The organism is Rhizobium viscosum (genome assembly GCF_014873945.1).
GTDB classification, from domain to species: Bacteria; Pseudomonadota; Alphaproteobacteria; order Rhizobiales; family Rhizobiaceae; genus Rhizobium; species Rhizobium viscosum.
The window spans coordinates 3,254,923-3,278,373 of the sequence record NZ_JADBEC010000001.1; the positions used below are offsets into that span (position 1 = coordinate 3,254,923).

General features: G+C 60.6%; 22 protein-coding genes. 6 read left to right on the forward strand and 16 right to left on the reverse strand.

Annotated features, from left to right (window positions below; genetic code table 11):
- Nucleotides 1-33 precede the first annotated feature (33 nt).
- A complete protein-coding gene (locus H4W29_RS15955) occupies nucleotides 34-942 on the reverse strand; it encodes a LysR family transcriptional regulator (protein ID WP_192729771.1) in 909 nt (302 codons plus the stop codon).
- Between the two features lie 89 nt (nucleotides 943-1,031).
- On the opposite strand from H4W29_RS15955, the gene H4W29_RS15960 reads away from it, so the two are divergent.
- Entirely contained in the window at nucleotides 1,032-2,054 is a 1,023-nt protein-coding gene (locus H4W29_RS15960) for an NAD(P)H-binding protein (RefSeq protein WP_192729772.1), read from the forward strand.
- On the opposite strand, the gene H4W29_RS15965 is transcribed toward H4W29_RS15960, so the two are convergent.
- The 6 genes from H4W29_RS15965 to trxB all read right to left on the reverse strand — a co-directional run bounded on the left by H4W29_RS15965 (nucleotide 2,051) and on the right by trxB (nucleotide 8,003).
- Nucleotides 2,051-2,848: an aminoglycoside phosphotransferase family protein gene (locus H4W29_RS15965; protein WP_192729773.1), complete on the reverse strand. Its 798-nt coding sequence runs from the start codon at nucleotides 2,846-2,848 to the stop codon at nucleotides 2,051-2,053. The genes H4W29_RS15960 and H4W29_RS15965 overlap by 4 nt on opposite strands.
- 73 nt (nucleotides 2,849-2,921) lie before the next feature.
- Nucleotides 2,922-4,046 carry an alkene reductase gene (locus H4W29_RS15970; protein ID WP_192729774.1) on the reverse strand — a complete coding sequence of 375 codons (1,125 nt, stop codon included), beginning with the start codon at nucleotides 4,044-4,046 and terminating at the stop codon, nucleotides 2,922-2,924.
- Between the two features lie 24 nt (nucleotides 4,047-4,070).
- Nucleotides 4,071-5,237, reverse strand: coding sequence for an MFS transporter (locus H4W29_RS15975; RefSeq protein ID WP_192729775.1), 1,167 nt, complete (start codon nucleotides 5,235-5,237; stop codon nucleotides 4,071-4,073).
- Nucleotides 5,238-5,239: 2 nt separating this feature from the next.
- A complete protein-coding gene (locus tag H4W29_RS15980; protein ID WP_007824305.1) occupies nucleotides 5,240-5,533 on the reverse strand; it encodes an ArsR/SmtB family transcription factor in 294 nt (97 codons plus the stop codon).
- A gap of 576 nt (nucleotides 5,534-6,109) precedes the next feature.
- Nucleotides 6,110-7,006, reverse strand: a complete 897-nt coding sequence (locus tag H4W29_RS15985) for a LysR family transcriptional regulator VtlR (RefSeq protein ID WP_112543602.1) — start codon at nucleotides 7,004-7,006, stop codon at nucleotides 6,110-6,112.
- Nucleotides 7,007-7,028: 22 nt separating this feature from the next.
- Nucleotides 7,029-8,003: a thioredoxin-disulfide reductase gene (gene trxB, locus H4W29_RS15990; protein ID WP_192729776.1), complete on the reverse strand. Its 975-nt coding sequence runs from the start codon at nucleotides 8,001-8,003 to the stop codon at nucleotides 7,029-7,031.
- 229 nt (nucleotides 8,004-8,232) lie between these two features.
- Here trxB and H4W29_RS15995 point away from each other — a divergent pair, with 229 nt between their 5' ends.
- Complete coding sequence (locus tag H4W29_RS15995; RefSeq protein ID WP_112564538.1) at nucleotides 8,233-8,700, forward strand: Lrp/AsnC family transcriptional regulator; 468 nt, start codon at nucleotides 8,233-8,235, stop codon at nucleotides 8,698-8,700.
- Nucleotide 8,701: 1 nt separating this feature from the next.
- On the opposite strand, the gene H4W29_RS16000 is transcribed toward H4W29_RS15995, so the two are convergent.
- From H4W29_RS16000 to H4W29_RS16035, 8 genes are all read right to left on the reverse strand, one after another.
- A complete protein-coding gene (locus tag H4W29_RS16000; protein WP_192729777.1) occupies nucleotides 8,702-9,496 on the reverse strand; it encodes a hypothetical protein in 795 nt (264 codons plus the stop codon).
- Nucleotides 9,497-9,548: 52 nt separating this feature from the next.
- Complete coding sequence (locus tag H4W29_RS16005) at nucleotides 9,549-10,598, reverse strand: glycosyltransferase family 4 protein (RefSeq protein ID WP_192729778.1); 1,050 nt, start codon at nucleotides 10,596-10,598, stop codon at nucleotides 9,549-9,551.
- 31 nt (nucleotides 10,599-10,629) lie between these two features.
- Nucleotides 10,630-11,106 carry a transcription elongation factor GreA gene (greA, locus tag H4W29_RS16010; RefSeq protein WP_113325123.1) on the reverse strand — a complete coding sequence of 159 codons (477 nt, stop codon included), beginning with the start codon at nucleotides 11,104-11,106 and terminating at the stop codon, nucleotides 10,630-10,632.
- 101 nt (nucleotides 11,107-11,207) lie between these two features.
- Nucleotides 11,208-11,441, reverse strand: coding sequence for a hypothetical protein (locus H4W29_RS16015; RefSeq protein WP_192730822.1), 234 nt, complete (start codon nucleotides 11,439-11,441; stop codon nucleotides 11,208-11,210).
- A gap of 29 nt (nucleotides 11,442-11,470) precedes the next feature.
- Nucleotides 11,471-12,661 carry a T6SS phospholipase effector Tle1-like catalytic domain-containing protein gene (locus H4W29_RS16020; protein WP_192729779.1) on the reverse strand — a complete coding sequence of 397 codons (1,191 nt, stop codon included), beginning with the start codon at nucleotides 12,659-12,661 and terminating at the stop codon, nucleotides 11,471-11,473.
- 120 nt (nucleotides 12,662-12,781) lie between these two features.
- Nucleotides 12,782-16,267 carry a carbamoyl-phosphate synthase large subunit gene (gene carB / locus H4W29_RS16025; RefSeq protein WP_192729780.1) on the reverse strand — a complete coding sequence of 1,162 codons (3,486 nt, stop codon included), beginning with the start codon at nucleotides 16,265-16,267 and terminating at the stop codon, nucleotides 12,782-12,784.
- A 172-nt stretch (nucleotides 16,268-16,439) separates the two neighbouring features.
- Nucleotides 16,440-17,468: a zinc-dependent alcohol dehydrogenase family protein gene (locus H4W29_RS16030; protein WP_192729781.1), complete on the reverse strand. Its 1,029-nt coding sequence runs from the start codon at nucleotides 17,466-17,468 to the stop codon at nucleotides 16,440-16,442.
- A gap of 77 nt (nucleotides 17,469-17,545) precedes the next feature.
- Nucleotides 17,546-18,316: a LytTR family DNA-binding domain-containing protein gene (locus tag H4W29_RS16035; protein WP_192729782.1), complete on the reverse strand. Its 771-nt coding sequence runs from the start codon at nucleotides 18,314-18,316 to the stop codon at nucleotides 17,546-17,548.
- A gap of 85 nt (nucleotides 18,317-18,401) precedes the next feature.
- Here H4W29_RS16035 and H4W29_RS16040 point away from each other — a divergent pair, with 85 nt between their 5' ends.
- The gene (locus H4W29_RS16040; protein WP_192729783.1) at nucleotides 18,402-18,890 is read left to right on the forward strand and encodes a DUF2306 domain-containing protein; all 489 of its coding nucleotides are present in this window, start codon (nucleotides 18,402-18,404) and stop codon (nucleotides 18,888-18,890) included.
- 84 nt (nucleotides 18,891-18,974) lie between these two features.
- Nucleotides 18,975-19,916, forward strand: coding sequence for a KPN_02809 family neutral zinc metallopeptidase (ypfJ, locus tag H4W29_RS16045; protein ID WP_192729784.1), 942 nt, complete (start codon nucleotides 18,975-18,977; stop codon nucleotides 19,914-19,916).
- Between the two features lie 52 nt (nucleotides 19,917-19,968).
- On the opposite strand, the gene H4W29_RS16050 is transcribed toward ypfJ, so the two are convergent.
- A complete protein-coding gene (locus H4W29_RS16050) occupies nucleotides 19,969-20,961 on the reverse strand; it encodes an aldo/keto reductase (protein ID WP_192729785.1) in 993 nt (330 codons plus the stop codon).
- Between the two features lie 106 nt (nucleotides 20,962-21,067).
- On the opposite strand from H4W29_RS16050, the gene H4W29_RS16055 reads away from it, so the two are divergent.
- Both H4W29_RS16055 and H4W29_RS16060 read left to right on the forward strand, forming a co-directional pair.
- Nucleotides 21,068-21,973 (forward strand): LysR family transcriptional regulator, encoded by a 906-nt coding sequence (locus H4W29_RS16055; RefSeq protein ID WP_192729786.1) that lies wholly within the window; start codon nucleotides 21,068-21,070, stop codon nucleotides 21,971-21,973.
- Nucleotides 21,974-22,107: 134 nt separating this feature from the next.
- Nucleotides 22,108-23,355, forward strand: coding sequence for a TCR/Tet family MFS transporter (locus tag H4W29_RS16060; protein ID WP_192729787.1), 1,248 nt, complete (start codon nucleotides 22,108-22,110; stop codon nucleotides 23,353-23,355).
- The last annotated feature ends 96 nt before the right edge of the window (nucleotides 23,356-23,451 follow it).

Genomic DNA, 23,451 nt, shown 5'->3' on the forward strand with positions numbered 1-23,451 from the left:
TCCAGCCGATTTTCTGAGTCTTTCAGCGCGTCGTCAGGCGCGCGTTTCCTTGCATGACTTGAGATAGTTCAGCAGACCCCTGACCAGCGCGTCGAAGGTAATGCGGCAGCGCGGCGAGGTCTTGAGGCTCTCGTGCATGGCGACCCATGTGCCGAGCGGGATTTCGAATTCATCTGCCAGAATATGGACGAGATCGGGGTTCGGGCGGGCAAGCCCCGTCTGGCAGATGCCGATGCCTATGCCGGCGCGGATAGCGGTCAGATGCGCGAGATGATTGCTGGTGCGGAAGGCATAGGTGAGTTCGTCCATCAACGGATAGAGTTTGCGCATCATGCGGATATAGGCAGTCTGCCGGTCGAAGCCGATCAGGCGGTGGCCAGCAAGCTCGGACATGCTCTGAGGCATGCCGTGTCGTTCCAGATAACGGCGATGCGCGTGGAAGCCGAGCGGAATATCGCCGATGCGCCGTACCACCAGCGCGTCCTGCTGCGGCTCAGCCATGCGCACTGCGATATCCGCCTCCCGGTTCATGAGATCCTCCAGCGCATCGGATGCTGACAGCTCCACCTGCAGACCGGGATAGGCTTCCTGCAGATCGGCAATGATCGGCGGCAGTACCTCAATGGCGATCACCTCGCTAGCACTGATGCGCACGGTACCTTCCACCTTGTCGCGCTGGCTTGATGCGGTGCGCAGGAAGGCGGCCGTCGTCGTCGCCAACGTTTCGGCATAGGGCTGGAGGTCGAGTGCCACATCGGTCGGCAGCAGACCATTCGAGGAGCGGATGAAAAGCTCAGTGCCAACGGCCTCTTCCAGCGCATCGATATGGCGGCCGATCGTCGGCTGCGTCAGGCCGAGTTCCCGGGCGGCGGCCGAGAGTGATCCGTGGCGCAGCACGGTGAGAAAGGAGCGGTAGAAATCCCAACTGGGTTCGATATCCATATATTTATGTATATCTGCGGAACTTATTTAGTCAATTTTGTTTATCTGCGGCTGGAGGCATAGTCGTCTCATCGAACAAGGAGATGATCATGAGCAGCGGATATCAGGACAAGAAACTGGCGCTCGTTCTGGGTGCTACCGGCGGTATCGGCGGCGCGGTCGCCCGCAAGCTGCAGGCGCGTGGCTGGACGGTCAGGGCGCTCAACCGCAACGCCGCCAAGGTGTCGGCGAGCGGGCAGGGCTTTCAGTGGGTGCAGGGTGACGCGATGAATGCCGCCGATGTTCGCAAGGCCGCGGAAGGTGCTGATCTTATCGTTCATGCCGTCAATCCGCCCGGCTACCGCGATTGGGAGAAGCTGGTTTTGCCGATGCTGGACAATACGATTGTCGCGGCTCGCGCCGTTGGTGCGCGCATCTTGCTGCCAGGGAACGTCTATAATTTCGGGCCGGATGTCTTTCCGCTCGTGACGGAGGATAGTCCGCAACATCCGGTGACGAAGAAGGGCAAGATCCGCGTTGAGACAGAGAAGCGCCTGAAGGCTGCTTCCGAAACTGGCACCCACGTCATCATCGTTCGTGCCGGCGATTTCTTCGGGCCGGGTGCTACTGACAATAGCTGGTTCTCCGCTGCATTTGCCACGCCGGGCAAGCCTGTTGGTACGATCAAGAATCCGGCCAGGCCGGGTATCGGTCACCAATGGGCCTATCTGCCCGATGTCGCCGAGACGATGGTGCAGCTCGTCGAGCGGGCCGAGCGCCTCCCGGCTTTCGCCTGCTATCACATGAACGGTTTCTGGGATGGCGATGGCCGGCAGATGGCGGAGGCGGTCCGGCGTGTTGCCGGCGGCGCGGCGAAGATCGGTCGTTTCCCCTGGTTCGTGGTACCGCTGCTCGCTCCCTTCATGACGGTCATGAATGAGCTGAAGGAGATGCGTTACCTCTGGAAGGTGACAGTGCGTATGAGGAACGACAAGTTGGTCGCCGAACTCGGAACCGAGCCGCACACGCCGATCGAGGAGGCGGTGCGCGCAACGCTCATCGCGCAGGGTTCCCTGCCGGAACCGCGTGGCGCGACGACGGTACCTCTCTCCAGCGTCGGGAAGGCGGGTTAGGCCAGTTCGGCAAGCGCGATGCGGGCGACAGTCAGAGGCTTTTCTGCCGACACGTGGTCATCATCTTCGAGGAACCAGGCGGCGGAAAGGCCGGAATAGGCGGCTATCCATTTGAGCAGGCGGGTCGGCTCGATATCGGCCTCCTCGGAGACGATCGCAACCTGGCGCTTCAGACGAGCGGGGTCCGTTATCGTCGGAAGGTCTTCATTGGCAAAAATATTGGCAAAGTCGAAGCCGCGTTCGCCCCAGAGACGCTTGGGATCGATCGCCAGCCAGCCCCGTTCGCCGAAGTCGAGGATATTGCGGTGGTGGATATCGCCGTGAAGAATGCTGAGCTGTTGTGGCTCGGCCAGCAAAGCGCTTGCAGTTTTCCAGCAGTCGGCAAACGTGGCGCCATGGGTGAGGGCGGCCGGCTCTAGATCGCGGAACCAGCGCTTTAGCGGCGTGGAGTCATGGAGAGGGGTGGGGCGGGGCGCATGCAGCTTTGCCGCCGTGCGCAACATGATGCGGCTTGCCTCGTCATCCTCGCCGTTCATTGCCATATGCAGCAGCGAGCGTTTATCCGTCGCGCGCTCCAGCAGAACTGCATCATCTTCCTGGGCATAGACACGGGCTGCACCATCGCCGTCCCACCACTTCATCAGCAACGCACCTTCGCGCTCGCTGCTGTCGGTTGCGACTTTCAGCATGGCAGGCTTGCTCCGCCAGATGACTGGCAGGAGGCGGCTCGAATGGGTGATGATGGGTTCGCCGTCAGCAGTCAGCGACCAGCGTTCGAGATAGGGAGAAAACATTAGCGTAAGCTAGCGGCAATGGCCTGAAAAGGAAATCCCGCCGGTTGGCGGGATTTCTGTTTGTCTAAGACGATCAGGCGACCTTTTCGAGCGAAGGATAATCGATGTAGCCCTTTGCGTTGCCGCCGTAGAAGGTGGCCTGGTCCGGGGTGTTGAGCGGCAGGTTCTTTTCCAGGCGCTCGACGAGATCGGGATTGGCGATGAAAGGCTTGCCGAAGGCAACGAGATCGGCCGTGCCGGTTTCGACGGCTTCGATCGCCATATCTCTGACGTAGCCGTTATTGACCATCCAGGCAGCCTTGCCGTCGGCCTTCTCATAGGCAGCGCGCAGCGCAATGTAGTCGAAGGACGGGTTGTCGCCCTGGCGATAGTCGCGCTCGCCACCGGTCTGGCCTTCGATCACGTGGATATAGGCGAAGTCGTATTTGGCAAGGCCTTCAACGACATGCGTGAAGAGCACCTGCGGGTTGGAATCATAGGATTCGCCCGACGGAGTGACCGGCGAAATGCGGATTGCGGTGCGGCGGGCGCCGATTTCCTTGGTCACGGCTTCGACGACCTGGAAGGTGAAACGTGTGCGGTTTTCGATCGAGCCGCCATACTCGTCGGTGCGGTCGTTGACGCCGTCGCGCATGAACTGGTCGAGCAGATAGCCGTTGGCGGCGTGGATTTCGACGCCGTCGAAGCCGGCATCGATCGCCGCGCGGGCGGCCTTGCGATAATCCTCGATGATCCCGGGGATTTCAGAGGCTTCGAGTGCGCGGGGCTCGGAGGTTTCGGTAAAGGCGCCGGTGCCGTCGGCGTTGACGAGGTAGGTCTTGGCCTTGGCGACACGGTTGGTCGACGAGACCGGCTTGCCGCCGTTCGGCTGCAGTGCGGTGTGGGAGATGCGGCCGACATGCCACATCTGCACGACGATCTTGCCGCCTTCGGCATGAACGGCGTCCGTCACACGTTTCCAGCCATCAAGGGCTTCCTTGCTGTAGAGGCCGGGAACGTCAGCATAGCCTTGGCCCTGATGCGTGATGGCGGTCGCTTCGGTGATGATGAGGCCGGCCGTAGCGCGCTGGCGGTAATATTCGACGTTGAGATCGTTCGGGACTGCGCCCGGCGAGCGGTTACGGGTGAGCGGCGCCATGACGATATGGTTCTTGAGGGAAATATCGCCGACCTGCGTCGGCTGGAAAAGCTTGGCCATGGAAGGTCCTTTCTGCTTGGGGGATCACTCGGCGGTAGCGGGGTTAGTCTGTGCCCGGCCGGAGAGATAGGTGAGCGCCGTCGCTCCGAGGCCGATCAGGGCCATGGCAGCTGCGGCGAGGGGAACATGGACGAAGTCGAGACCGGCATTGATGACCATGCCGCCGACCCAGGCGCCCAGCGCATTGCCGGTGTTGAAGGCGCCGATATTGATGGTCGAGACGAGGTTTGGCGCATCCTTGCCGAAGCCGACGACACCGACCTGCAGAGCAGGGACCGCAGCGAAGGTTGCGGCAGCCCACAGGAAGAGCGTTATCTCGGCCGGGATAACGAAGCGGCTGGTGTAGAAAAAGACTGCGGAGGTGAGCGCGATCACAGCAAAGACGCTGGCGAGCGTGGCTCCAAGCCGCCAATCGGCCAGCTTGCCGCCGATGAGATTGCCGACTGTCAGGCCGATGCCGATCAGGAACAGCGTCCAGGTGACGCCTTCCGGCGAGATGCCGGTGACATCACGCAACAGCGGGGCGATGTAGGTGAAGAGCGTGAACATCGAGGCCGCGAAGAAGATGGTCACTGAGAGCGCCATCCAGAGGCGGACGTTCTTCAATGCCGCGATCTCGCGCAGGATGTTGCTCTGCGTTTCCTGCTTGTCGCGCGGCAGGATGGCGATCAGGCCGGCAATGGTGACGACGCCGATGGCGGTAACGACCCAGAAGGTGGAGCGCCAGCCAAAAGCCTGGCCAATGGCGGTGCCGAGCGGCACGCCAAGCACGTTTGCGAGCGTCAGACCGGTGAACATCAGGGCGACGGCGCGGGCCTTGCGGTCTTCGCTGACGAGATTGGCGGCAACGACCGAGCCGATGCCGAAGAAGGCGCCGTGGCAGAGTGCGGTGACGATACGGGCGATCATCAGCACCCAGTAATTGGGTGCGATGGCGCAGAGCAGGTTACCGGCGATGAAGAAAGCCATCAGCATGATGAGCGTCGAGCGTCGCTTCAGCTTGGCGGTGGCGACCGCCATGATCGGCGCACCGAGCGCAACGGCCAGCGCATAACCCGTCACCAGCCAGCCAGCCTGGGGGATCGTCACAGAAAGATCGGCGGCGACTTCGGGCAGGAGGCCCATGATGACGAATTCGGTGGTGCCTATCGCAAATGAACTCAAGGCAAGGACGAGCAGGGCTAGGGGCATGGTTACAGATCCTGCTTTAACTGTTGGAGGAAGGCGGCGATCGTTTCTTCATTGCGCTTGTAGAAGATCCACTGGCCGACACGCTTGCTGGTAACGAGCCCGGCGCGGTGAAGGGTACCAAGATGGGCGGAAACTGTGGACTGGGAAAGGCCGCAGCGTTCGAACTGGCTGGCGCAGACGCCCATTTCAAACGGGTGCTCCTGCGTCGGAAAGTGTTCTTCCGGGTTCTTCAGCCAGTTGAGGATGTCCATCCGGGCAGGGTTGGCCAGCGCCTTGAGAATCTCGTCTTTGTCCATCGTCATTCATCGAAGTATAAATCGGATTTTTTCGATATATGGATCGATGATTTTCGATATGCAAATCACGGAGGCGTGAGCTGACGATTTTTCCGGTCAGCTTAAATTTTAAGCAAAAAAAGAGGGCCACCGGAAAACCAGGGCCCTTTTAAGTGTGAAGGTCAAAAACCTCCAGAGGGGAACAGCCAACGCGGTGGCACTGGGAGAGAAGCCACAAAATGCATCGGCTATGAGCGATATGGTGGTTCTTTGTGCAGCTTTCAATAGTCTTTTGTGCATGTCAGCTATGCGCTGCACAAAATTTTTCCGCACTGCGGTATCTGCCGATAAAAATTCAGGCAAAAAGCAAAAATCGGGCAAAAAAAGAGGGCCACCGGAAAACCAGGGCCCTTATAAGTGTGAAGGTCAAAAACCTCCAGAGGGGAACAGCTAATGCGGTGGAACTGGGAGGAAAAGCCACCGTGTGCATCAGCTATGTGCGATATGGTGCTTTAATGAGCAAACAACAACCCTTTTTTGTGCATGTCAGTCATGCGTGGGTTGCATGAATTGAAATTCGTTCCATAAAAGTGGAAATCAGAAGTTCCAGTTGCGGGCCTTGCTGACGATGAAATCGCGGAAGGCTTTCAGCTTGGCGGCGTTCTTGATCTCGTCCGGATAGCAGAAATAGGTATCGAAGGAGGGGACGTCGGCATTGATCGCCAGCTGGATCAGACCAGGGTCGCGGCCGACGATATAATCCGGCAGGCAGGCGATGCCGATGCCGAGCAGGCAGGCGCGCTTGATCGAGGTCTGGCTGTTAATCTGCAGATGCGGAATGCGCTTATTGTCCGACGAACGGCCGGCGATTTCCAGCCAGTTCACGTCGAGCAGATAGTTCGGCGCCGGTTCGCCGAAAGTGATGATGCGGTGGTTGTCGAGATCCTCGATCGTCTGCGGTTCGCCGTGGCGGTTGATGTAGGAGGGGGCCGCGTAGACGTGCATATGCACGGTGAAGAGCTTGCGCTGGATGAGGTCCGACTGCTGCGGCTGGCGAAGGCGGATGGCACAATCGGCATGGCGCATGTTCACGTCCACTTCCTCGTTGTCGAGGATGAGCTGAATCTGGACGTCGGGATAGAGCTGCAGGAATTCCTGGATCTTGTCAGTCAGCCAGCCCTGGCCGAGGCCGACCGTCGTGGTGACGCGTAGCTTGCCGGACGGCGTTTCCGTCGTCTCGGTCAGCTGCATCTTCACGGTTTCGAGCTTCAGCAGCACGTCATGGGCCGTGCGGTAAAGCAACTCGCCCTGTTCGGTGAGGATCAGGCCGCGTGCGTGGCGGTGGAAGAGCTTGGTGCCCACATCCTGCTCCAGCGCGCTCACCTGACGGCTGATGGCCGACTGGGACAGATGCAGCTTGTCAGCCGCATGCGTAAACGATCCGGCTTCGGCAGCTGCGTGGAAAATACGCAGCTTGTCCCAGTCCAACGGCATTCCCCCACCCCTCATGCCACTGTTACTCCGCTGCTACGGCAACGGGCATGTGACCCGTCAGATAACGCTCTGCCTCGAGGGCGGCCATGCATCCCATGCCTGCGGCGGTAACCGCCTGGCGGAACGTATCATCCGTCACATCGCCTGCGGCATAGACTCCCTCCAGGCTGGTCGCAGTCGAATCCGGTGCGGTCCAGAGATAGCCATTATCCTTCAGCTTCAGCTTGCCCTTGAAAAGTTCGGTCGCCGGCGCGTGACCGATCGCCACGAACACGCCGTCAATGGCGACGTCGGCGACGGCGCCGGTGCGGGTGTCGCGCAGACGAGCACCGGAAACGGACGGCGGCATGGGGGGCTTTGCCGGCGTGCCCGTGATCTCGGCGACCTCGGTGTTCCAGAGAATCTTGACATTATCCTTGGAGAAGAGACGTTCCTGCAGGATTTTTTCCGCACGGAAGCTGTCGCGGCGGTGCACGACGGTGACCGACTTCGCGATATTGGAGAGATAAAGCGCCTCTTCGACGGCGCTGTTGCCGCCACCGACCACGATCACATCCTTGTTGCGATAGAAGAAGCCGTCGCAGGTGGCGCAGGCAGACACGCCGAAGCCCTGGAAATGCTGCTCGCTCTCGATACCGAGCCACTTGGCCTTGGCGCCGGTCGCAATAACAAGCGTATCGGCAGTCCAGACCTGGCCGCTATCGGTGCGGGCAACGAAGGGGCGCTGGTTGAGGTCGACTTCAGTCACGAGGTCGTTGACGATCTCGGCGCCGACATGCTGAGCCTGCTGCAGCATCTGGTCCATCAGCCAAGGACCCTGAATAGGATCGGCAAAGCCCGGATAGTTCTCGACATCGGTGGTGATCATGAGCTGGCCGCCCTGTTCCAGACCGGCGATCAAAACCGGTTTCAGCATGGCGCGCGCGGCATAGACCGCTGCCGTATAGCCGGCAGGTCCGGAACCGATAATGAGCACCTTGGTATGGCGGGCAGACATGGAATTTCCTTTCGATAGCAGGATGCGGCGGCTAAGAGGCGAATAAGGCCGTTTCGCGATCCCTGCGCCATTTATGAACGACCAATGCTTTTATTCAAGGGCAGCCTTGCATTACCAACAAGGCAAATGCGGGCGCCGTGCAAGATTCCGTCATCTCACTGAAACTTTCTTGCGTATTCCGCCGCTTTATATAGAAGCTGCCCACGGGGAATTAAAGAAAGGCCTGGGCGTGGTTCGCGCTGAACTTGACGTTATCGACATAAAGATATTGCGGGAACTGCAGGCCGACGGCCGCATGACCAACGTGGAGCTTGCCGACAGGGTGGGAATTTCAGCGCCGCCCTGCCTGCGCCGGGTGCGCAAGCTCGAGGAGGCGGGTGTCATCGAAGGATATCACGCGATGTTGAACAGCCCGAAGCTTGGGCTTGATCTCGTCGCATTCTGCATGGTCGGCCTCAAGCATCAGTCCGAAGCCAACCTGAAGGCCTTTGCGGCCGCCACAGCCGAATGGCCGCTGGTGCGCCAGGCCTGGATGGTGTCCGGCGACAGCGATTTCCTGCTGCATTGCGTGGCCCAAAACCTCACCCGCTTCCAGGACTTCGTCATCGAGGTGCTGACGGCCAACGAACATGTCGATACCGTTCGCACCATGCTGACGATCCGGCAAGTGAAGAAGCTCGGGCTCGTCGAGCTGTAATCTAGCCCCGCCAGGCCTTGCGCAGCCAATCGGTATTGCCGATGCGGCGATACCATTTCTGTCCGCCACCTTCAAAAACCTCGCTCATTTTCGGGCTGCCGGCAAAGACGACGATCTTGGCCTCCGGCGGCCGCTCGGGATCGCGCCAGAAGCTCCTGATGTGGCGGGGTACGCAGGCATTCTTGAAGCTCACGCACCATTCACGCGGCCAATATTGCAGGTTTCCGTGCGCTGCCAGCTGCGCGCTTTGGAACTGCTGAGAAATCTCGTATTTGGACATGGCTGCCACCGGATCGGCGACATAAGAGTCGAGAATATAGGCGTGGGCACCGATTTCGTAGCGGAAGACCGAGCTGTTGCCGACCGATGCAAGGAATCGGTCGCGGGCAGGGGTGAGTTTGCGCAGCGGTTTTGCACGGAAGAGGTCGTCATCGCGGATGATGATGAACTTTCCCGGATGCTGGAAGAGCGGTTCCAGATCATCGACGATGACGAGGTCGAGATCGAGGAAGAGGGCAATGCCCTTGAGGTCGGCAAGCTCGCGGCGGAAGAGCGCAAGCTTCTGCCAGCGGCGATCCTTGGAGCCGGCCGGCAGGCCGAGCTCGGGCAGTGGGAAGATTTCTATATCCTCGTCGAGGCCGGCGGTATTGTCGGTGAAGCAGACAAAGCGATGCGGGCGCTTCAGGTGTCGTTTGACGCCGCGGTAGAGATTGTTGACGTATTCGGCGCCGTAGAGCGTCCCCCATTTCATGCAGAGCACGTTGACCAGGTTTTCGTTGTCTTTTGCGGTCGACATCTACGTGTCCCTACCTCCCTGATATGTCCGTTGCCGTGGTCTGATGAACGGCTTACGCGCCGAGAAGTTGCTGGTAAATCCGGCTGATCGCGGTTGCTTCCTTTTCCAGCGCGAAATTTTCCCGCACGTGCCGCAGAGCCGTTTCGCCCTGCACAATGGCGAAGGCAGGATCAGTCAGATAGGTGGCGATCGCCGCAGTCAGCGCCTTGCCGTCACCGGGGGACACGATGATGCCGTTCTCGCCGGGCACGATCATTTCGGCGTAAGCGCCGGCGTCAGAGGCCACGACGGCCGTTTTCGAAGCCATGGCCTCCAGCGGCGTCAGGCCGAAGCCTTCATTGCGGGAAGGGGCGACATAGAGTGTCAGGCGGCGATACCAGACCTTGATGTCAGGCACTTCGCCAATGAAGACGATGCGGTCGGTCAGACCGGCTGCGGCGATATCGGCCTTCAGCTTGTCGGCGAATGCCGTGTGCTCCGGGGTGACGCGACCGGAAATGACAGCCGTCCAGCCCGGATGTTGCGGCAAGAGCGCGATCATCGCCTGCACGAAAAGATCGGTGCCTTTTTGATGGCGCACGCGGCCGAAACAGCCGACGAGATAGCTGCCGGGCAGTCCTGTGGCGGCGATCGTATCGTCAGCCCCCTCGGGCGGATGGAAAAGCGTGAGATCGACGCCGTGCTGGATGACCGTGTGCGGCACCTTGAGGAAGGAGCCGGAACGGCTGCTGGTGGCGATGACAGCATCCATCTGGCGGATCAGCCAGCGGGTGTAGGAGGTATGGCGGCGCTGGGCAGCCGAGGTGAAGACGAGCTTCAGCGGCATGCGCAGCACGTGGCGCATGAGAATGCCGGCCGCCATCTCATTGTTGCGGCGCGCGTGCCAGACCCGGTGACGCCGTCTCGCGGGTGGACGCCAGAGGCCGGCAAGCTGCGGCCATTTCAGGCGCGGAAGTTCCGGCGGAAGGCCGGGGCCGAGAGCCGCGATCCTGATCCCCAGCCGGATCTGGCAAGGGATGAGCTGGACGATCGTCGACGTGACGCCGGAGAGCCGACGTTTCAGGTTGGGCGCGATGATCTCGACGTCACGGATATCCGGCAATGGCTGCTCTTGAAGAGGGGGGCGCGGGCGATCAGCCCCAGGAAACGGAGAGGATTTCGTAGGCCTTCGAACCGCCCGGTGCGTTGACTTCGATGGAATCGCCGACTTCCTTGCCGATCAGCGCGCGGGCGATCGGGGAGGAGATGGAAATGCGGCCCTGCTTCACGTCGGCTTCCTGATCGCCGACGATCTGATAGGTCTTTTCCTCTTCGGTGTCCTCGTCGACGAGCTTCACCTTGGCGCCGAACTTGATCTTGTCGCCCGACATCTTGGAGAGATCGATGACTTCGGCGCGCGCCGTCAGGTCTTCGAGCTCGGCAACGCGGCCTTCATTGTGGCTCTGCGCTTCCTTGGCGGCATGGTACTCGGCATTTTCCGAAAGGTCGCCATGGGCGCGCGCCTCCGCGATTGCCTCGATGATTCGCGGGCGCTCCTCCTGCTGACGCCAGCGCAGTTCTTCCTGCAGCTTGACGAAACCACCCTGTGTCATCGGTACCTTATCAACCATTTTTTCGTCCTTCTCTCCCCGCATCCGCAGTTGTCGCAGACACAAAAGAAAACAGGTCCCGAAGGGAACTTCGGAACCGTGCTACAATCTTAGTTCATTGCTTATAGCAGATCGGCACGCGCGATTTCCATAAAATTCTTACCGAAGCTTTCCGCTTCCCGCAGAAGTGCCTGCTTTTGAAGGGAAGTTGGATGGAGGCTCATTTCTTCGTCTTGATTTTGTCGATGTGAACATTTGATGAACATGCTGGTGAAGAAATCGCTTATAGAACGGTTGGCGATCTTCTCCGACGGCGCCAAATATGATGCCTCCTGCGCCTCCAGCGGCACGGCCAAGCGGGATTCGGCGGCCTCCAGTGCCCGTGTCAGGGGACGAAGACCGGATCTTTCGGCAGGTTCGGCGGATTATATCCGGTCACCATGCGCACCCTCACGGATTCATGCAGGTTTGCGCCATCGGGGATGAAACGCCTGTCTTCGCGGGGCAGATAAATGCTCCTCCTGTCGCCGCGCTTGCGCCAGGAGTTTTCCGGCACGCGACGCGGAACATATTCGAGCAGTTTCCAGCCTATGTTCATCGAGTCATGCAGCGGTGCGGCCGCATTGAGCTCGACATAGTACTTGTCGCTCTTGCCAAGGACGATGTTGTTGATCGTACGCGAAACGTAGAGCAGGCCTGCAGGTCCCGTTTCGCGGATCATCCAGTCGAGCGGTATCTTGATCTGGGCACTCTCGGCCTCCGGGTAACCGCCGCCGATATCGCCGTGGACACCCGCAAACCAGACCTCTTTGAAGTCCTGTTTTGCAGTTGCTGGCTTGAAGGGGTTGCCGCGATAATCCTGATCCGGCGTCCACAATTCCGGCTGGAACATCGTTCTTCGCTCGTCGATCGCCATGGCATGGCGCACATATTCGACGCTTGGATTCTTGCGGGTGAAAGGATGGGTCTTGAACTGAATGCGCCCTTTGCCCTTTTCGATGACAGAGGCGACGGTGTCGAAGAGACCGAGCAGCTTGATCGGCGGGCGGTCGTTGCGCAGCATGCGCTCATAGAGGCGCATGCTCTTGAAGGCCGATGAGGGATCGCCTCCATCGGCGCGCTGCTCCTGTTCGGGAATGCCCTTGTAGGTTCTGTAAGCGTAATCGAGCAGGTTCAGGTGATATCTGCTGCACAGCCCAAAGGCATGAATGAAACCTGCGAGAACTCGGGCCGTATAGGCGCCGCGGCTGAAGCCGAAAATATAGATGCGGTCCCTGTCGGGATGGCCTCCGTGATCGTCGGGCGTGCCGGCATCGTAATTTTCGACGAGGAAGCGGTAGGCACCCTTGACGTTTTCATCGAGACCCCAACCGGTGGCAAGGCCCCAGACCTCGATAGACTGGCGGTAGAAGGGCGACCAGGCATCTGCTGCACCCAGCGTGCCGACGCCGGGGTCGTAATAGACGATCTGGTCGTCGGAGCGCTTCAGCGTTCCGAACAGACGCAAAATATTGGTGCGGTCTGCAGTTATCTCGTTCGACGTGCCGTCGAACAGAATGACGATGTTCTTCGACATGCTGCTTCCCCGATACGACCGGGAAGCAGGCTAACATCAAGTATCCATGTCTGCAATTTTGGGTCGCAGTTTTGGCGGGCCGAGGAGGCGAAGGCGAAGAGGCGATGCCTCTTCGCGGGATCAGAAGTAGCTCTGCAGCGGGCGGACTTCGAGATTGCCGGCCTTGAGCGCCTTGATGGCCTGGGCGGCGGCTTCGGCGCCGGCCATTGTGGTGTAGTAAGGCACCTTCTGCATCAGCGTGGCGCGGCGCAGCGACTTCGAATCCGAGATCGCCTTGTTGCCGTCAGTCGTGTTGATGACAAGCTGGACCTGGCGGTTGCGGATGGCGTCCTCGATATGCGGACGTCCCTCAAGAACCTTGTTGATCTTGGTCGCCTCGATGCCGTTTTCGCCGAGGAAGCGGGCCGTGCCGCCGGTTGCCAGTACCTTGAAGCCCTGTTCGACCAGGATGCGGATCGCCGGCAGGACGCGCGGCTTGTCGGCATCGCGCACGGATACGAAGACCGTGCCTTCACGCGGCAGTTCGACGCCGGCGCCGAGCTGCGACTTGGCGAAGGCCAGCGCGAAATCGCTGTCGAGGCCGATGACTTCGCCGGTCGAACGCATTTCCGGGCCGAGCAGCGTATCGACGCCCGGGAAGCGCGCGAAGGGGAAGACGGCTTCCTTGACGGCGATGTGCTTCAGCGCCCGCGGATCGGGCTTTTCACCATAGGCGGCGAAGGTCGCATCGAGCTTCTCGCCGGCCATGACGCGGGCGGCGATCTTGGCGATCGGCGCGCCAATGGTCTTGGCGACGAAGGGCACCGTACGGGAGGCGCGCGGGTTGACTTCGAGTACGTAGACGGTGTCGTCCTTGATGGCGAACTGCACGTTCATCAGGCCGCCGACATTGAGCGCCTTTGCCATTGCCTTGGCCTGGCGCTCCAGCTCGTCGAGCATCTCGCGCGAAAGCGTGCGCGGCGGCAGCGAGCAGGCGCTGTCGCCCGAATGGATGCCGGCCTCTTCGATATGTTCCATGATGCCGGCGACATAGACGTCAGTGCCGTCGGAGAGGCAGTCGACATCGACTTCGATGGCATTCGTCAGGTAGCTGTCGAAGAGAAGCGGGTTCTTGCCGAGCAGCGTGTTGATCTGGCCGGTCTTGTCATTCGGGTAGCGTGCCTTGATGTCCTCGGGCACCAGTTCCGGAACGGTATCGAGCAGGTAGCTCTGCAACTGGCTCTCGGCATGGATGATCTGCATGGCACGGCCACCAAGCACGTAGGACGGGCGGACGACCAGCGGGAAGCCGATCTCGGCAGCGACGAGGCGAGCCTGCTCGACCGAATAGGCGATGCCGTTGTTCGGCTGATTGAGGTCGAGCTTCATCAGGAGCTTCTGGAAGCGGTCGCGGTCTTCGGCAAGGTCGATCATATCAGGCGCGGTGCCGAGGATCGGGATGCCGTTCTTCTCCAGCGCTTCGGCGAGTTTCAGCGGGGTCTGGCCGCCGAACTGGACAATGACGCCGACGACTTCACCCTTTTCCTGCTCTGCACGCAGGATTTCGATCACATCTTCGGCCGTCAGCGGCTCAAAATAGAGGCGATCCGAGGTATCGTAGTCGGTCGAGACCGTTTCCGGGTTGCAGTTGATCATGATCGCTTCATAGCCCGCATCCTTCAGCGCGAAGGCGGCATGGCAGCAGCAATAGTCGAACTCGATGCCCTGGCCGATACGGTTCGGGCCGCCGCCGAGGATGACGACCTTCTTGCGGTCGGAAACCTCAGCTTCGGACCGTGCAGCGCCGACGAAAGGCGTTTCATAGGTCGAGTACATATAGGCTGTCGGCGAGGCGAATTCGGCAGCACAGGTGTCAATGCGCTTGAAAACCGGGCGGACGTTCAGGCCGTTGCGCAGCTCGGCCACTTCCTTCGGGCGCTTGCCGGTCAGCGTCGCAAGGCGGGCATCCGAGAAGCCCATGGCCTTCAACATGCGAAGGTTTGCGGCATCATCAGGCAGGCCGTGCTCGCGGATGCGGGCTTCCATGTCGATGATGTTCTTCAGCTGGGCGATGAACCAGGGGTCGATCTTGCAGCCTTCATGAACCTCTTCGATGGTCAGGCCCATGCGCAGCGCCTGGGCGACCATGCGCAGGCGGTCCGGCGTCGGCGTACCGATGGCGGCACGGATGGCGTTCAGGCTGGATTCACCTTCCTCGGCATCGGGGATTTCGATTTCGTCGAGGCCGGTCAGACCGGTTTCGAGGCCGCGCAGCGCCTTCTGCAGCGATTCCGCAAAGGTACGGCCGATCGCCATGACTTCGCCGACCGACTTCATGGCCGTGGTCAGAACGGGGGAAGCGCCGGGGAATTTCTCGAAGGCGAAACGTGGGATCTTGGTGACGACATAGTCGATCGACGGTTCGAACGAAGCCGGCGTCGCGCCGCCGGTAATGTCGTTTTCGAGTTCGTCGAGCGTATAGCCGATGGCGAGCTTGGCGGCGATCTTGGCGATCGGGAAGCCGGTGGCCTTGGAGGCCAGTGCCGAGGAGCGCGAGACGCGCGGGTTCATTTCGATGACGACGAGGCGGCCGTCCTTCGGGTTGACGGCGAACTGCACGTTCGAGCCGCCGGTTTCGACGCCGATCTCGCGCAGCACCGCAATCGAGGCGTTGCGCATGATCTGGTATTCCTTGTCCGTCAGCGTCAGCGCCGGAGCAACGGTGATCGAATCGCCGGTATGGACACCCATCGGATCGATGTTCTCGATGGAGCAGATGATGATGCAGTTGTCCGCCTTGTCGCGGACGACCTCCATCTCATACTCCTTCCAGCCGAGGACGGATTCTTCGACCAGCACTTCTGTGGTCGGCGAGGCATCAAGGCCGCTGCCGACGATTTCGAAGAATTCCGAGCGGTTATAGGCAATGCCGCCGCCGGTGCCGCCGAGCGTGAAGGACGGGCGGATGATGGCGGGCAGGCCGACATGATCGATTGCCTGGGCGGCGATTGCCATGGCATGGCTCATATAGCGCTGCTTGCGGTCGCTCTCGCCGAGGTTCCACTGGTTTTCCAGCTCGTCGAGCGCCTTGTCGAGATCGGGGCCGGAAAGGCTTTCGCGCAGCTTGGTGCGCTCGGCCTCATGCGTCTTGCGGTCGGCGTCCTTGATGTCGGTGGCGTTCGCCAGCATCGAGCGCGGCGTTTCAAGGCCGATGCGGGCCATCGCCTCGCGGAACAGCGCGCGATCCTCAGCCATGTCGATGGCGGCAGGTTTTGCGCCGATCATCTCAACATTGTAGCGATCGAGCACGCCCATGCGCTTCAGCGAGAGCGCGGTGTTCAGTGCCGTCTGGCCGCCCATTGTCGGCAGCAGCGCGTCAGGGCGTTCCTTGGCGATGATCTTGGCGACGACTTCAGGGGTGATCGGCTCGACATAGGTTGCATCGGCGAGACCCGGATCGGTCATGATCGTGGCCGGGTTGGAGTTGACGAGGATGACGCGGTAGCCTTCCTCCTTCAGCGCCTTGCAGGCCTGGGTGCCGGAATAGTCGAATTCGCAAGCCTGGCCAATGACGATCGGTCCTGCGCCGATGATGAGGATCGATTTGATGTCTTGGCGCTTCGGCATGGGCGATATCCATTTCTAGCTGCGCAAAAAGCCGGCCAGGGTGGGAGGTCACCGGGTCGGGTCGCGCATTGAGGGTCTTTTCAGGCTAGAAGCGGCTTATAGGCAAATGTTTTTGCAAACGGAACCCCATAAATCATGGAATCGACAGGAATCCGAATGGGTCGCTGGAAGCCTATTGCCCACCAGGCACGACGAGCGTGCGAATCTCGCCGCCAAGCGCAGGATTGGCGATGGCTTCAGGTGCCTGTTCGAGCGTGATCCGACGCGAAATCAGCGGCTCGACCTTGATCGCACCGGTGGCGATGAGATCGGCGGCGCGCCCATGCGTGAACGGATTGAGGAAGGAGCTGACGAGGTTCACTTCGCGAAACAGCAGGTCGAAGGGTTCGATCTCTATCTTTGCGCCTTGCGGCATGACGCCGAGGATAACGGCAGTGCCGCCGCGTCTTGCGAGCTTCGGCGCCTGCATCATCGTTTCCGGCACACCAGCACATTCAAAGACGACGCCGGCGCCGCCAGGCAGCAAACCTTGATCGCCGGTAATACTGCTGACGGCATCCGCGTGTGACGGATCGAAAGTCGCGGTGGCACCGAGTGTTTCGGCAAGCGCGCGTTTCTCGGCATTGCGGGTGACGAGGAGAATACGTGTTGCGCCGGCGAGCCGGGCAAGCTGGACGGTAAGCAGGCCGATTACGCCGCCGCCGAGCACGATGACCGAAGCGCCGGTCTTGATATTGGCGAGATCGACGCCGTGTAGGCAGCAGGCCAGCGGCTCGCAAAAGGCGCCATGCAGAGGATCGAGGCCAGGCGGCAGGGCGAAGGCCTGTTTCTGCGGCAGGATGACGTAGTCGGCAAAACCGCCGTCTTTGTGGATGCCGATCGCCTGCAGGCTCCGGCAGAGATTGACCCGGCCATTGTGGCATTCTTCGCAGCGGCCGCAGGCGATGTTGGGATCACCCGTTACGCGCATGCCGGGGCCGAAACCGCTGACCTCGGAGCCGACTGCTTCGATGATGCCGGCGAATTCGTGGCCAAGGGTCACTGGTGGATGGGAGGGGAACTCACCGAGGAAAAGATGGCGGTCGGTGCCGCAGATGCCGCAGGCTTCGACGCGCACCAGCAGGTCGCCCGGTCCGGGAACGGGCTTTTCGACCTCGCGCAGGAACAGCTTTCCGGTCGCTTCTAGGCGCACGGCTTTCATCGGCATTCTCCTCCAGGTCTCCTCATCATCAGGAAGCGGGAAAGCAGGAGTCGCGTCAAGCAGTTGCCGGCATTTCTTCAGCCGAAGCGCCGGCGGGCTTCCTCGGCAAAACTCCGGCTGACGGGAATCTGCGTGCCGTCGCGCGTGAGGATCAGGATCTTGCCGTTATCGCGTTTCAGGGCTTCAACATGAGCGTCGGCCACCCAATGTGATCTGTGCACCTGGAGGCCCGGTGTCCCGCCGATCTCGCGCAGCGCATCGGAAAAACGCAACAGCACCAGCTCGCGACCGCGGCTGGTGACGACCTCGGTATAGTGATCCTGCACGGATAGACGTAGCAGGGCGCCGCGATTTTGCGGCTTCAACCGATCGAGGAGCGAGGCCGTCGGAGGTGTTTGCGCCGTTGCCTGCTCGATTTGGCGATGCATGGCGAGGTAAGTCAGAAAACAGAAGAGGGCACAGAGCGGCAGCGCGAAGAGCGCCCTTGCGAAACTGCCGTTGAACGAAGCCGGATTGCCGCTGAAGGCATAGTCGACGAGGCCGATCGCAAAGCCGATCGGCAGGGCTGCGACCAGTGAGCCGATCATCATGCGCCAGAACATGCGATCCAGCACCCTGCACAGCAGCGTATCGGCAAGAACCGAAAACAAGATGGCGATCGACCAGGCGACGGCGTGCAGAATCAGCCAGTAGGCGAAGCGTTCACCGGCGGGCATGCTTTCCATCGTGCCGTAGGGGCCGGTAATCGCGAAGATCAGAACGATGGCGAGGAAGGTTCCCCAGAAGCGCGGTGCACGCCAGAAGACCTGCAATTCGCGAAGCGTGGATTGCAAGGATGGGTGATCCACGAAGTTTTCCCGCCGTCTACGCCATGTTTGTTGAGAGGAATGCAGTCATGCCGGAAACAGGGGAGGAATTCAACCGGAGCCGTTCATGACCCTGGAACCTCTGCTTAATGCCGCTATTGCCATTCAGATCCACGTTGCCGCCGTGGTGCCGGCGGCTATCCTCGGCGCCTATCTGCTTGCATGGCCGAAGGGCACGCCGCGGCATCGTCTGCTCGGCAAGATCTGGATGGTGCTGATGGTGGTGACGGCGCTGTCGAGCTTCTTCATCCACCAGATCAATCTCGTCTATGGCTTCAGCCCAATCCATCTTCTTTCCGTCCTTGTGCTCGCCGGAAGCTGGCGGGCGGTTCTTGCCGCGCGGCGGCATGATATCCGTACGCATCGGCGGATCGTATCGGGCATGTATTTCGGGGGCATCGTCGTTGCCGGCCTTGCAACGCTGCTGCCGGGCCGGCTGATGTATGCGGTCACGTTCTCCGGCAATAGCTGGCTGGCTCTGGCGCTGCTCGGGCTGGTCACCGCTGCGATCGGCGCGGCCATCGGGTTTCGTCCGCGCCGCAGCCGGGTTGCATGAGGAAGCGGCTGGAATTCGTCCTCGCGGCGGATATATAACTGACTCCTGAGAGCATGCTTGGGTGCATTGCCGGGGAGATCGAAGATGGAATGGAAAGGCCGGCGTCAGTCCGACAATATCGAGGATCGTCGTGGCGATCCGTCCGGTGGCTTGGGGGGACGTAATCCATTCGGCCGTGGCGGCGGCTTCAGTTTTCCGTCGGGTGGCGGCGTTGGTCGTCGTGGCGGCGGGCTCAGCATCGGCACGATCATCTTTCTCGTCGTCATATACCTGATCTTTAAGGCGATGGGCGTCGACCTGCTGCAGGTGATGGAGGGCGGCGGCTCAATGGATGGCGCTGGCGGCTCCGGTTATTCTCAGAGCGAATCCTCCCCGCAGGCTCCCGCCAATGACGAGATGACTGCCTTCGTGCGCACGGTTCTCGCCGAAACCGAAGATACCTGGCACGGCATCTTCCAGTCTCAGGGCAAGGATTACGAGGAGCCGCGCCTCGTTCTCTTCTCCGGCCAGACGCAGTCGGCCTGCGGATTTGCGTCGGCTGCGACCGGTCCCTTCTACTGCCCCGGAGACCACAAGGTCTATCTCGACACGGCCTTCTTCCAGGAGCTTTCCGATCGGTTCGGCGCTTCAGGCGATTTCGCCGAAGCGTATGTGATCGCCCATGAGGTCGGCCATCATGTGCAGAACTTGCTCGGCATTCTGCCGAAGTTCAATGAGGCTCGCCAGCGCATGAGCGAGGCGGATGCGAACAAGATGTCGGTTCGCGTCGAGCTGCAGGCGGATTGCTTTGCCGGCATCTGGGGCAAGTTTACCCAGCAGAAGGGCATTCTCGATGCCGGCGATCTCGAAGAGGCGTTGAACGCTGCGCAGCAGATCGGCGACGATACGCTGCAGAAGCGTTCGCAGGGCTATGTCGTGCCGGAGAGTTTCAACCACGGCACGTCGGCGCAGCGCATGCGCTGGTTCAAGCGTGGCTTCGACAGCGGGCAGCTTTCGGCCTGCGATACTTTCTCCAACCCGATCTGATCAGAATATCCGGCACCTTGCCTGAAGGCAGGGTGCCGGTATGCCGGGTAGCTTACTTTTCGCTGTCCATGTGCTTGAGCTGGGCCTCCGGATAGCGGGCGCCCTTGGCGGCCCCCTTCGGTACGGCGCGTTCGATCGCAGAGAGATCGTCTGCGGTGAGCTCCACCGCGCGGGAGCCGAGCGCTTCCGTCAGCCGGTCGCGGCGGCGGGCGCCGACCAGCGGCACGATATCCTTGCCCTGAGCTGCTACCCAGGCGATCGCGACCTGTGCGACCGAGGCGCCCTTGAGGGTGGCGATCTTCCGGAGTTCTTCGACCAGGGCGAGGTTTTCATCGATATTGCCCTCCTGGAAGCGCGGGCTGACGGCCCGGAAATCGCCTGCGCCCTGCTGGCCTTTCTGCCAGTGGCCGCTGATGAGGCCGCGCGACAGCACGCCATAAGCGGTGATGGAAATGCCGAGTTCGCGGGTCACAGGCAGGATTTCATCTTCGATGCCGCGTGAGATCAGTGAATATTCGATCTGCAGGTCGGCAATCGGTGCGACGGTCGCAGCCCGGCGGATCGTGTCGGCGCCGACCTCGGAGAGGCCGACATGGCGGACGTAGCCGGCCTTGATGAGATCGGAGATCGCGCCGACCGTCTCCTCGATCGGCACGTTCGGATCGAGGCGGGCAGGGCGGTAGATGTCGATGTAATCGACGCCGAGGCGCTGTAGCGTGTAGGCAAGGAAATTCTTCACGGCGATGGGGCGGGCGTCGTAGCCGTTCCAGCCATTGGAGGGATCGCGCAACGCGCCGAACTTGACGCTGATGATGGCGTCTTCGCGCTTGCGGCCCTTGAGTGCCTCGCCGATCAGCATTTCATTATGGCCCATGCCATAGAAGTCGCCTGTGTCGAGCAGGTTGACGCCGGCATCGAGCGCTGCGTGGATGGTCGCAATACTCTCAGCACGGTCGGACGGGCCGTACATGCCTGACATGCCCATGCAGCCGAGGCCGATAGCCGAGACTTCTGGACCGGTTTTTCCCAAACGATGGATCTGCATCTTCTTCTCCTTCAGCGCCGATGGCGTCTTCGGATGTTGTTTTATCGCGCTCAAGCTTGTGCGATAATCCGGATAGTATCGAACAGGCCGTACGGAAAAATGAACAATGGATGACCTTCCCCTGAGTGATCTGGATGCCTTTGCCGCGATTGCAAGAGAGCGCAGTTTCCGCTCCGCAGCCCGCAAGCGCGGGGTTTCCGCGTCATCGCTGAGCGATTCCCTGCGGCGCCTCGAAGAGCGGCTCGGCGTCAGGCTTCTCAATCGGACGACACGCTCTGTCACGCCGACGGCGGCGGGCCAGCGATTGCTCGAGAAGCTTTCGCCGGCGCTTTCTGAAGTGGCCGCTGCGCTCAGTCAGCTCGACAGTTTTCGCGACAGTCCGGCGGGCACGCTCAGGCTCAACGTACCGAGTATCGTCCTAAAGCTCTTCATGGCGGACCTCGCCGCGCGGTTTCTGGCGCTCTACCCGCAGATTACGCTGGAGATCATTGGCGAAGATACATTCATCGACGTGCTGGCCGCCGGCTTCGATGCCGGCATTCGCTATGACGAGAGGCTGGAGCGCGACATGATTGCGGTGCCGATCGGCCCGCGCCGGCAGCGCTATGTGACGGCGGCTGCTCCCGCCTATCTGGAAAAGCGGGGCACGCCGCAGCATCCGCGGGATCTGCTGGAGCATAGCTGCATCCGCCATCGCTTCATCAGCGGCGCTACGCTTGCCTGGGAATTCGAACGGGGTGACGAAGTGATCGCGATTACGCCATCCGGGCCTATCATCGCCAATGCTGTGGAGATGGAAATCGAGGCCACGCTTGCCGGTCTTGGCGTCATCCGTACCTTTGAAGAACTGCTTGCGCCAGGCATTGCGGAGGGCCGGCTGGTGTCGATCCTCGAGGAATGGGACAGCGAATTTTCCGGTCCGTTTCTCTATTATCCGAGCCGCCAGCACATGCCCGCGCCATTGCGGGCTTTTGTCGATTTTGTACGGATGGAGCAGCGAAAAAGCGCGTGAACCATCTGTTTAGGCGGTCTCGCCATCAAAAACATTGAAATGTTCACGTATTGTTTCGGCTATTTCAATCGGCTATGTCATATATCCGGCGACGAGATCGTCTTTCCAGAAAATATCAGCTGTAGAGATGTCTTATGCTTGATCCGAAATTCGTTCGCCGCGGCCTTTTCCTGGTCTTCATCATCCTCTTTCTGGACGTCATCGGTATCGCCATCATCATGCCGGTCCTGCCCGTTTATCTGGAGCAGTTGACGGGCGGCACGGTCAGTGACGCGGCTGTCGATGGCGGCTGGCTGATGCTGATCTATTCGCTGATGCAGTTCCTGTTTGCGCCGCTGCTCGGAAACTTGAGCGACCGTTTCGGGCGCCGTCCGATCCTGCTTCTCTCGGTGCTGACCTTCGCGTTCGATAATTTCATCTGCGCCATCGCCACCAGTTACTGGATGCTTTTCGTCGGCAGGGTACTTGCCGGTATCAGCGGTGGCAGTTTCGCCACCTGCTCGGCTTACATTGCCGACATCAGCAATGAAGAGAACCGCGCCAAGAATTTCGGCCTGATCGGTATCGCCTTCGGTGTCGGTTTCACGGTCGGGCCTGTCATCGGCGGCTTCCTTGGTGAGTTCGGGCCGCGCGTGCCATTCTATGGTGCGGCCGTGCTTTCCTTCATCAATTTCGTTGCCGCCTGTTTCCTGCTGCCGGAAACGCTCGAAGCGAAGAACCGCCGTACGTTCGAATGGAAGCGCGCAAACCCGCTCGGCGCTTTGCGGCAGATGCGGCACTATCCCGGCATCGGCTGGGTTTGCCTCGTGATGTTCCTGTTTTTCCTCGCCCATGCCGTCTACCCCTCGGTCTGGCCCTTCGTCTCGACCTTCCGCTACGGTTGGAGCGAAGGGCAGATCGGTCTGTCCCTCGGCCTCTACGGGATCGGCGCCGCTGCGGTCATGGGGCTCGTTCTGCCGCGTGTCGTGCCTGTTCTCGGTGAATGGAAGACGGCGCTGCTCGGCCTGTGTTTCTCGATGACCGCCCTTACAGGTTATGCTTTCGCCTGGGAGGGCTGGGTCGTCTATACCGTGATCGTACTGACAGTCATGGAGAATGTTGCCGATCCGCCGCTGCGCAGCATTGCCGCCGGCAAGGTGCCGCCATCCGCACAGGGTGAGCTGCAGGGCGCACTCACGAGCATCAGCAGCATCACGACGATCATCGGTCCGCTGATCTTCACACAGATGTTCGGCTATTTCACCAAGCCGGATGCACCGATCACCTTTGCCGGCGCGCCTTATCTGCTGGCAGCGTTCTTCATCCTCGTTGCTGCGGTTGTATTTCTGACGCGCGTGACGACATCGAAAGCGCCGGCACAAGCTTTCAACGCGGCGGAGTGATCCATCAAAAACAGTGAAGCTGTGATGAATTTTTCAGCATCTGCTTGTTTTGGGGTAGTTCTTTGCGCTGCTTTGCTCTAAGTCAGCCTGATATTT